The organism is Achromobacter sp. RW408 (genome assembly GCF_003184165.1).
GTDB classification, from domain to species: domain Bacteria; phylum Pseudomonadota; class Gammaproteobacteria; order Burkholderiales; family Burkholderiaceae_B; genus Achromobacter; species Achromobacter xylosoxidans.
This window is the reverse complement of record NZ_QHHO01000046.1, coordinates 1,122,908-1,130,492: the sequence shown is the minus strand read 5'-3', so window position 1 is coordinate 1,130,492 and position 7,585 is coordinate 1,122,908. Positions and strand designations below refer to the sequence as shown.

At 70.7% G+C, this 7,585-nt stretch carries 8 protein-coding genes; 3 read left to right on the top strand and 5 right to left on the bottom strand.

The genetic code is table 11. The annotated features are described in order from the left end of the window. Nucleotides 1-29: 29 nt before the first annotated feature. Nucleotides 30-1,247 carry an ABC transporter substrate-binding protein gene (locus DK459_RS15250; protein WP_110134847.1) on the top strand — a complete coding sequence of 406 codons (1,218 nt, stop codon included), beginning with the start codon at nucleotides 30-32 and terminating at the stop codon, nucleotides 1,245-1,247. A 130-nt stretch (nucleotides 1,248-1,377) separates the two neighbouring features. Here the strand turns inward: DK459_RS15250 and DK459_RS15245 are convergent, their stop codons facing one another. The 5 genes from DK459_RS15245 to tet form a co-directional block, all read right to left on the bottom strand. Further along, complete coding sequence (locus DK459_RS15245; RefSeq protein WP_054471064.1) at nucleotides 1,378-1,977, bottom strand: 2-hydroxychromene-2-carboxylate isomerase; 600 nt, start codon at nucleotides 1,975-1,977, stop codon at nucleotides 1,378-1,380. Nucleotides 1,978-1,984: 7 nt separating this feature from the next. Next, nucleotides 1,985-3,313, bottom strand: coding sequence for an MFS transporter (locus DK459_RS15240; protein ID WP_054438871.1), 1,329 nt, complete (start codon nucleotides 3,311-3,313; stop codon nucleotides 1,985-1,987). Nucleotides 3,314-3,356: 43 nt separating this feature from the next. Next, the gene (locus DK459_RS15235) at nucleotides 3,357-4,142 is read right to left on the bottom strand and encodes an aldolase (protein ID WP_006387018.1); all 786 of its coding nucleotides are present in this window, start codon (nucleotides 4,140-4,142) and stop codon (nucleotides 3,357-3,359) included. A gap of 162 nt (nucleotides 4,143-4,304) precedes the next feature. After that, nucleotides 4,305-5,180: a LysR family transcriptional regulator gene (locus DK459_RS15230; protein ID WP_006387017.1), complete on the bottom strand. Its 876-nt coding sequence runs from the start codon at nucleotides 5,178-5,180 to the stop codon at nucleotides 4,305-4,307. A 142-nt stretch (nucleotides 5,181-5,322) separates the two neighbouring features. Next, nucleotides 5,323-6,519 (bottom strand): Tet(A)/Tet(B)/Tet(C) family tetracycline efflux MFS transporter, encoded by a 1,197-nt coding sequence (gene tet / locus DK459_RS15225; RefSeq protein WP_020927208.1) that lies wholly within the window; start codon nucleotides 6,517-6,519, stop codon nucleotides 5,323-5,325. 81 nt (nucleotides 6,520-6,600) lie between these two features. Here tet and tetR point away from each other — a divergent pair, with 81 nt between their 5' ends. Continuing rightward, nucleotides 6,601-7,200, top strand: coding sequence for a tetracycline resistance transcriptional repressor TetR (tetR, locus tag DK459_RS15220; protein ID WP_053500190.1), 600 nt, complete (start codon nucleotides 6,601-6,603; stop codon nucleotides 7,198-7,200). Continuing rightward, on the top strand, nucleotides 7,197-7,585 hold a 389-nt coding region (locus DK459_RS15215; protein ID WP_110134897.1), incomplete at its 3' end, for an NUDIX hydrolase. The genes tetR and DK459_RS15215, both read left to right, overlap by 4 nt.

The window sequence follows — 7,585 nt, the reverse complement described above, 5'->3', positions numbered from 1 at the left end:
CTCCCCGCCGCTTCCCGCGCGCCGCAGCCATGGCCGCGGCCTGCGGCGCCAGCCTGTTCGTCGGCGCCGCCAGCATGGCGCAGACCACCCCCGCCGCCATTTCCGACGATATCGTCCGCCTCGGCCTGATCCTGGACATGAGCGGCATCTATGCCGACGTGACCGGCAAGGGCAGCGCCACGGCCGCCCAGATGGCCATCGACGACTTCGGCGGCAAGGTGCTGGGCAGGAAAATCGACCTGCTGGTGGTCGACCACCAGAACAAGGCCGACATCGCCGCCGCCCGCGCCCGCGAGTGGTACGACACGCAGAAGGTCGACGCCATCCTGGACGTGGCCGGCTCGGCGCCCGCCCTGGCGGTGCTGGAGGTGGCGCGCGAGAAAAAGAAGATCGTGGTGTTCAGCGGCCCGGGCACCGAGCGCATCACCAACGACCTGTGCTCGCCGTATTCGGTGCACTACACCTACGACACCTGGTCGCTGGCCAACACCACCGCCCGCGCCACCGTCGACCGCGGCGGCAAGAGCTGGTACTTCCTGACCGCCGACTACGCCTTCGGCCACACCCTGCAGGCCTCGGCCACCGAGGTGGTGAAAGCCCGCGGCGGCACCGTGCTGGGCGCCGCGCGCCATCCCATCGGCACCAGCGATTTCGCCTCGTACCTGCTGCAGGCGCAGGCCAGCCGCGCCCAGATCGTCGGCCTGGCCAACGCCGGCGGCGACACGGTCAACGCCATCAAGGCGGCGCGCGAATTCGGCCTGACGCAAAGCGGCCAGAAGATGGCCGGCCTGCTGCTGTACATCAACGACATCCACGCCATCGGCCTGGATGCGGCGGCCGGCCTGATGCTGACCGAGGCCTTCTACTGGGACATGAATGACCAGACCCGCGCCTGGTCGCAGCGCTACTACGACAAGCTCAAGAAAATGCCCAACATGAGCCAGGCCGGCACCTATTCCTCGGTGATGCACTACCTGAAGGCGGTGCAGGCCGCCGGCACCGACGCGCCCGACGCGGTGATGAAGCAGATGAAGGCCATGCCGATCAATGACTTCTTCGCCACCAACGGCCGCATCCGCGAGGACGGCCGCATGGTCCACGACATGTACCTGTTCGAGGTGAAGACGCCAGCCGAATCCAAGCGGCCCTGGGACTACTACAAGCTGGTGGCGACGCTGCCGGGCGACGAGGCCTTCATGCCGCTGTCCAAGTCGACCTGCCCGCTGGTGAAGGCGGCGGCGAAGTAGACCGGCGGGCCGGTCCGCCGGCGCTGGCTGGCCCTGGCGACGGCGCCGCCACGGCCTCATCGCCCGGGGCCGAACGACAATGGCGCCACGAACCACGAAAGCGCCCCGGGCTCGCGGCGCCCGCCTGCGTTCAGCGCGAGGCGGCGACCGCCTCTTCCAGCATCTCCAGCCGGTCCTGGCCCCAGAACAGCTCGCCGCGATACACGTACGACGGCGAGCCGAATACCCCGGCCGCCACCGCCGCGTCGGTGTTGTCGCGGTAGGCCCGCCGCGCCGCCGGCTGCTCGGCGGCGGCCATCAGCGCGCCGGCATCCAACCCCTGCTCCCGCGCGATGGCGCGCAGCGTGTCCGGCGACGAGATGTCCCGCTCCTCGCACCACTCGGCGGCCAGGATGGCCTTGTACAGGGCCGCCACCGGCAGGCCGGCGGCATCGGCGGCGATCACGAGGCGCGAGGCCAGCCCGGCGTCCGGGCACATGTGGGCCGGCGTGGCATTGACGTGGATACCGAGCTTGCGGCACCAGCGCGCCAGCTCGGTCACCCGGTAGGCCTGGCGTTCAGGCGCGCGCTGGCCCAGCAGCACGCCGCCGGTGCGCGCATAGACCTCGGGCAGGTCCACCGGCAGGTAGCGGATGCGCGCCTGCTGGCGCGCCGCCAGCGCCTCCAGCCGGTCGGCCCCCAGGTAGGCCCAGTCGGAGTTCAGCCAGAAGTAATAGTCGATCGTCTTCATGTCGTCCTCAGGTCCGGGCGCCGGCCGGCACGCCCAGCGCGGCCTGCGCCGGCGCATCGCCGCGCATGCGCCAGGCGCTGAACACCGCCACCACGCCCAGCGCGCTCAGGTACCACACCACGTATTTCGGATCGCCGCCGGCGCGCGCCAGCAGCCAGGTCGCGACGATCGGCGCCAGGCCGCCGCCGATCGCCCCCGACACCTGCACCGCCAGCGAGATGCCGGTGTAGCGCACCTCGGCCGGGAACTGGCTGGAGAACAGCGTGCCCTCGGGACCGTACAGGCAAGCGTAGACCAATCCCACCGCCAGGCATACCGCGACGATGATCCAGCCGGTCTGTCCGGTGGCCAGCAACTGGAAAAACAGCGGCGCGCACGCCAGGATGCCGACCGCGCCGGCCATGAACACCCACTTGTGGCCAATGCGGTCGCCCAGCATGCCGAACAGCGGCATGCTGAACAACGCCAATGCCGCGCCCCAGATGGTGGCGTCCAGCATCACCGCACGGGGAATGCCCAGCGTCCCGGTGGCGTAGGCCAGCGAAAACGTGACCACCGTGTAGAACCAGGTGACCTCGGCCAGCCGCGCGCCCACCACCGTCCACAGCGCGCGCCGGTGATGGCGCAGCACGGCCGCCACCGGCACCTCGACCTTGGCGCCCTTGTCGCGCATCTGCTCGAAGTCGGGCGACTCGGCCACCTTGACGCGGATGAACCAGCCCACCGCCAGCAGCACCACGCTGGCCAGGAACGGCAGGCGCCAGCCCCACGACAGCATGTCCTGCTCCGGCAGCCCGGCCACCGCGCCCATCGCCAGCGACGACAGGATCAGGCCCGGCGCCACCCCGGCCTGCGGCAGGCTGCCGAAAAAGCCCTTCTTGCCCTGCGGCGCGTGCTCGACCGCCATCAGCACGGCGCCGCCCCACTCGCCGCCCACCGCGATGCCCTGCAGAAAACGCATCAGCACCAGCAGCACCGCGGCCCAGTAGCCGATCTGCTCATACGACGGGATCAGGCCGATCAGGATGGTGGGCACGCCCATCAGCAGCAAGGTGATCAGCAGCATGGACTTGCGGCCGATCCTGTCGCCGTAGTGGCCGAAGATCACGCCGCCCAGCGGCCGCGCGAAAAAGCCCACCGAATAGGTGGCGAACGCGGCCAGCGTGCCGGTCAGCGGATCGAACGACGGAAAGAATATCTTGTTGAAGATCAGCGCGGCGGCCGTGCCGTACAGGAAAAAGTCGTACCACTCGATGGTGGTGCCCATCATGCTGGCCAGGCCGGCCGTTACGTAGTCCCGGCGCGAACGCGCGGGCGCTGTCTTGGTCGTCATCATCGTGACTTCCCCTTGGAGATATAGGTATGTGAGCGGCGTCGAATCAGCGGACGGGCCGCGGCAGCGGCGCGACGCCATGCGTCTGGCGGCACCAGTAGTCGAAGGTGGCGCGCACGATCGACGGCTTGAGCAGGTAGTCGTGGGCCTCGCGCGCCAGCGCGTCGTCCACCGGCGTCAGCGGCCCGAAGGCCTGCGCGCGGATCTGCATGCGCGCCGCCCGTTCCAGGTAGACCGACAGGTAGGTCGCCTCCTCACAGGAAGCGCCGGCCGTCAGGTAGCCATGGTGCGCCAGGATGATGGCGCGCTTGGCGCCCAGCGCGCCCGAGATGATGACGCCCTCCTGGTCGGCGATCGGCACCCCGGGCCATTCGCCCAGGAAGGCGCAGTCGTCGTGCAGCGGCGTCATGTCCATCTGCGCGATCACCAGCGGCTGGCGCGCCGCCGCCAGCGCCGAGGCCCAGGGCGAATGGGTGTGGATGATGGATTGCACGTCGGGCCGCGCCTCGTAGACCCACAGGTGGAAACGCGTCGCCGGGTTGGCCATGCCTTCGCCCGTGAGCGTGTGCAGGTCGCGGTCGACCTCGATGAAGTCGGCCGGCGTGGCTTCGTCGAAACCCAGGCCGAAGCGCAGCGTCCAGTAGGCGCCGGGGCGCTCTGAACGCACGCTGATCTGGCCGGCCAGGCCCGCTTCCTGCTCGGTCATTGCCAGGATGCGGCAGGCATAGGCCATGGTCTCCTGGATGGTGCGCGGCACGGCGCGCAGGTGCCGCGCCATTTCCTGGGTGGCGCGGGTGTCGAAGTACGCTTTTTCGCGCAGGGTGTTGTCCATGCTGCCGCCTCCTGATGCGGTCGGGTGGCGCGCACGGAGGGCGCGCCTTGGCGGACAGTATGGAAAGCGCCCCGCCGGCGAGCCATGCAGCGGCGCTCATAGCAGCTATTCGGCACGGCGCTCCCCAGGGGCGCCGGCGGAGCGGTACGGGTAAACGCCGACTCAATCCCGCGCGATGCGGCGGGCGCAGTCCAGCAGCTCGCGCACCAGCGGCAGCGGCGGCCGCTGCGCCAGCGTGATGGCCACCACCCGCCGGCGCAGCACCGGCTGGCGGATGACGACCTTGCGCAGGCCGTAGTCGGCCAGCAGCTTGTCGGGGATGCGCGAGGGCAGGATACAGGCGCCCACCCCCGAGGAAACCAGCTTGAGCATGGCGTCGATGGTTTCGGCCTCGGCCACGAACTCGGGCTGCAGGCCGGCGCTGTGGATCATCTTGCGCAACGCGTAATGCGGCGGAAAACCCACCAGCCGCAGCGTCATGGCGGCCAGGTCGGCGCCATCCTCGACCGCGACCCCATGCCGCACGATCAGGCACATGTCGTCGTCGAACAGCGGCGTCGAGGCCAGCGCGTCAGAGGCCACCGCGGCGTCATAGACGAAGCCGATGTCGGCCTTGCCGCTTTCCACCAGCGCCACCACCTCCGGCGAACTGCGGCCCATGACCGACAGATTGACGTGCTCGCGGCTGCTGACGAATTGCGCCACCACCTCGGCCATGAAGTAGTAGCTGAGCGTATGCACCGTAGCCAACCGCACCGAGCCCTGCGTCACGCCTTCGCGCTGGCGCACCGCCTCCAGCGTCTGGTCGATGCTGCGATAGGCCGGCAGGATGCCATCGAGCAGCCGCGCGCCCGCCTCGGTCAGTTCGACGCCGCGGCCGGTGCGCACGAACAGCGGCTTGCCCACGTGGGCTTCCAGCGCCGCCAGCTGGCGGCTCAGGCCGGACTGGGTCTGGTCCAGGTCCTCGGCGGCCCGCGACAGCGATTTCAATTCCGCGATCCGCACGAAATAGCGCAATTGCCTGTCCGGCGTGTCCATGCTGCTTCCCCCCGCGAGCCCGAGCGCAGGCCCTGTCGTTATCCAACGCGCTCATGGCGGCGCGCCTGACAGTGTGCACCAAGGGGCGGGCCGCCACTACCGGGATTTGCGCTAGGCCGCCGCGGCCCGGACGGGCGATCTGCTAGCGGGCCCGCGGCGCCGCGTCGCCAGGCGCGCCCAGCCGCGCCAGCGTCGGCGCGCACAGCAGGTAGAGCGCCGCGCCCGCCACCCAGGGCCAGCCGGTCCAGCCGCCGACGCTGGCCGCGTACAACGTGGTGAAGGCCAGCGGGCCGGCGATCGCGGCGGCACTGGCCAGGCTGTTCATGGCGCCCTGCAACTGCCCCTGGCTGCCCGCGCCCGCCCGCGCCGACAGCAGCGCCTGCAACGCCGGCGCGCCCACGCCGCCGGCGGCCAGCAGCAGCATCAGCGGCGCCGCCATCCAGCCCTGCGTGGCGCACGCCAGCAGGACATAACCTGCCGCGTCCGCCGCCATGCCCACCACCAGCGCGCCGCGCTCGCCCAAGCGCGCGCTCAACGGGCCCGGCAGCGTCGCCTGCGCCACGGCGTGCAAGGCGCCAAACCCGGCCAGCGACAGGCCCACCGCCGCCGCGTCCCACTGAAAGCGGTCCTGTCCGTACAGCACCCATAGGGATCCCGGCACCTGCCCCGCCATCTGCATCACCAGGAACACCCACAGCAGGCCGGCCAGGTTCTTGCCGCCCAGTGCCTGGCGCAGACCGCCAATCGGATCCAGCGCGCGCCACGACCACGGCGCGCGAGCGCCCCGGCGCGATTCCGGCAGCCACGCCAGGGCCGTCAGGAAGGCCACGCCATTGGCCGCCGCGGCCGCCACGAACGGCATACGGGCGCCGGCCAGCCCCGCCAGGCCGCCCAGCGCCGGCCCGAGGATCATGCCCAGCCCGAAACAGGCCGACAACTGGCCGAAGCGCCGCGCGCGCCGCGACGGATCGCCGGCGTCGGCGATGCAGGCGCCGGCCACCGCGCCGGTGGCGCCCGTAATGCCCGCCAGGATGCGTCCCGCGTACAGCACCCACAATGCCGGCGCGGCCGCCATCACCAGATAGTCGACGGCGGCGCCCGCCAGCGACACCAGCAGCACCGGCCGCCTTCCGTAGCGATCCGACAGCGCGCCCAGCACGGGCGCGGCCAGGCACTGCGCCAGCGCATACAGGGACAGCAGCACCCCGTAATGGGCCGGCGTGGCCGCGGCATCGCCAAGCTGGTCGAGCAGGCCCGGCAGCACCGGCATGATCAACCCGGCGCCCGCGGCATCCAGGGTGACGATGAACAACAGCAAGGCAATGGCGCGGTCCGGCATCGAGGCAATAATTTATCGGTGATAAGTTCGTGCATCATAAATTGATCAGTGATAAATTATCAAGCCCAACAAGGAGTCCCTATGGCCAAACTGCAACGCGACGCCGTCATCGCCGCCGCGCTGGACTTGCTGAACGAGGTGGGCGTGGACGGCCTGACCACGCGCAAGCTGGCCGAACGCCTGGGCGTGCAGCAACCGGCGCTGTACTGGCATTTCAAGAGCAAGCAGGCGCTGCTGGACGCGCTGTCGGACGCCATGATGCGCGAGCACATGCATACCCTGCCGTCTCCGGGCGGCCCCTGGAAGGAATTCCTGTACGCCAACGCGCGCAGCTTCCGCCGCGCGCTGCTGGCCTGTCGCGACGGCGCCCGCATCCACGCCGGCACCCGCCCCGCCGAACCGCAATACGATCGCGTCCAGGCGCAGATCAAGCTGCTGTGCGACGCGGGCTTCACGCCGCTGCGGGCCGCCAATGCGCTGGTGGCCATCAGCCACTACGTGGTCGGCTCGGTGATGGAACAGCAGGCCGGCGAGGCCGCCGCGCCCGAGCGCGTCGCGCCGCCCGCGCCCCCGCCCGCCCTGGCACGCACCATGAAGGCGCTGGACCGGCAGGGACCGGACGCGACCTTCGAATATGGATTGGCGATGATGCTCGACGGCCTCTCGCCCGACCTGCCATGACCGCCCAGCCTTCCCGCCCCATCCCCGCCACCATCGCCGCCGTGCTGCGCGACGGCCACGTGCTGCTGGTGCGCCGCGCCAACCCGCCGGACCAGGGCCGCTGGGCCTTTCCCGGCGGCAAGATCGAGGCCGGCGAGCGCCTCGAAGACGCGACCGCGCGCGAGCTGTTCGAAGAATGCGGCGTGCGCGCGCAGGCGCTGCAGGTGTTCGACGCCGTCGACGTGTTCGACCACGACGACAGCGGCGCGCTGCGCCGCCATTACATCCTGGTCGCGGTACTGTGCCGCTGGCAGTCGGGCGAACCGGTGGCCGGCGACGATGCGCTGGACGCCCGTTGGGTGTCCCTGGCCGAACTGGACGGCCAGGCGCTGGCCACCAGCTTCGG

Bases quoted from the DNA above. Each gene is read 5' to 3' on its own strand.
- DK459_RS15250 (WP_110134847.1), top strand. From the start codon at position 30: ATGGCCGCGGCCTGCGGCGCCAGCCTGTTCGTCGGCGCCGCCAGCATG.
- DK459_RS15245 (WP_054471064.1), bottom strand. From the start codon at position 1,977: ATGAAGACGATCGACTATTACTTCTGGCTGAACTCCGACTGGGCCTAC.
- DK459_RS15240 (WP_054438871.1), bottom strand. From the start codon at position 3,313: ATGATGACGACCAAGACAGCGCCCGCGCGTTCGCGCCGGGACTACGTA.
- DK459_RS15235 (WP_006387018.1), bottom strand. From the start codon at position 4,142: ATGGACAACACCCTGCGCGAAAAAGCGTACTTCGACACCCGCGCCACC.
- DK459_RS15230 (WP_006387017.1), bottom strand. From the start codon at position 5,180: ATGGACACGCCGGACAGGCAATTGCGCTATTTCGTGCGGATCGCGGAA.
- tet (WP_020927208.1), bottom strand. From the start codon at position 6,519: ATGCCGGACCGCGCCATTGCCTTGCTGTTGTTCATCGTCACCCTGGAT.
- tetR (WP_053500190.1), top strand. From the start codon at position 6,601: ATGGCCAAACTGCAACGCGACGCCGTCATCGCCGCCGCGCTGGACTTG.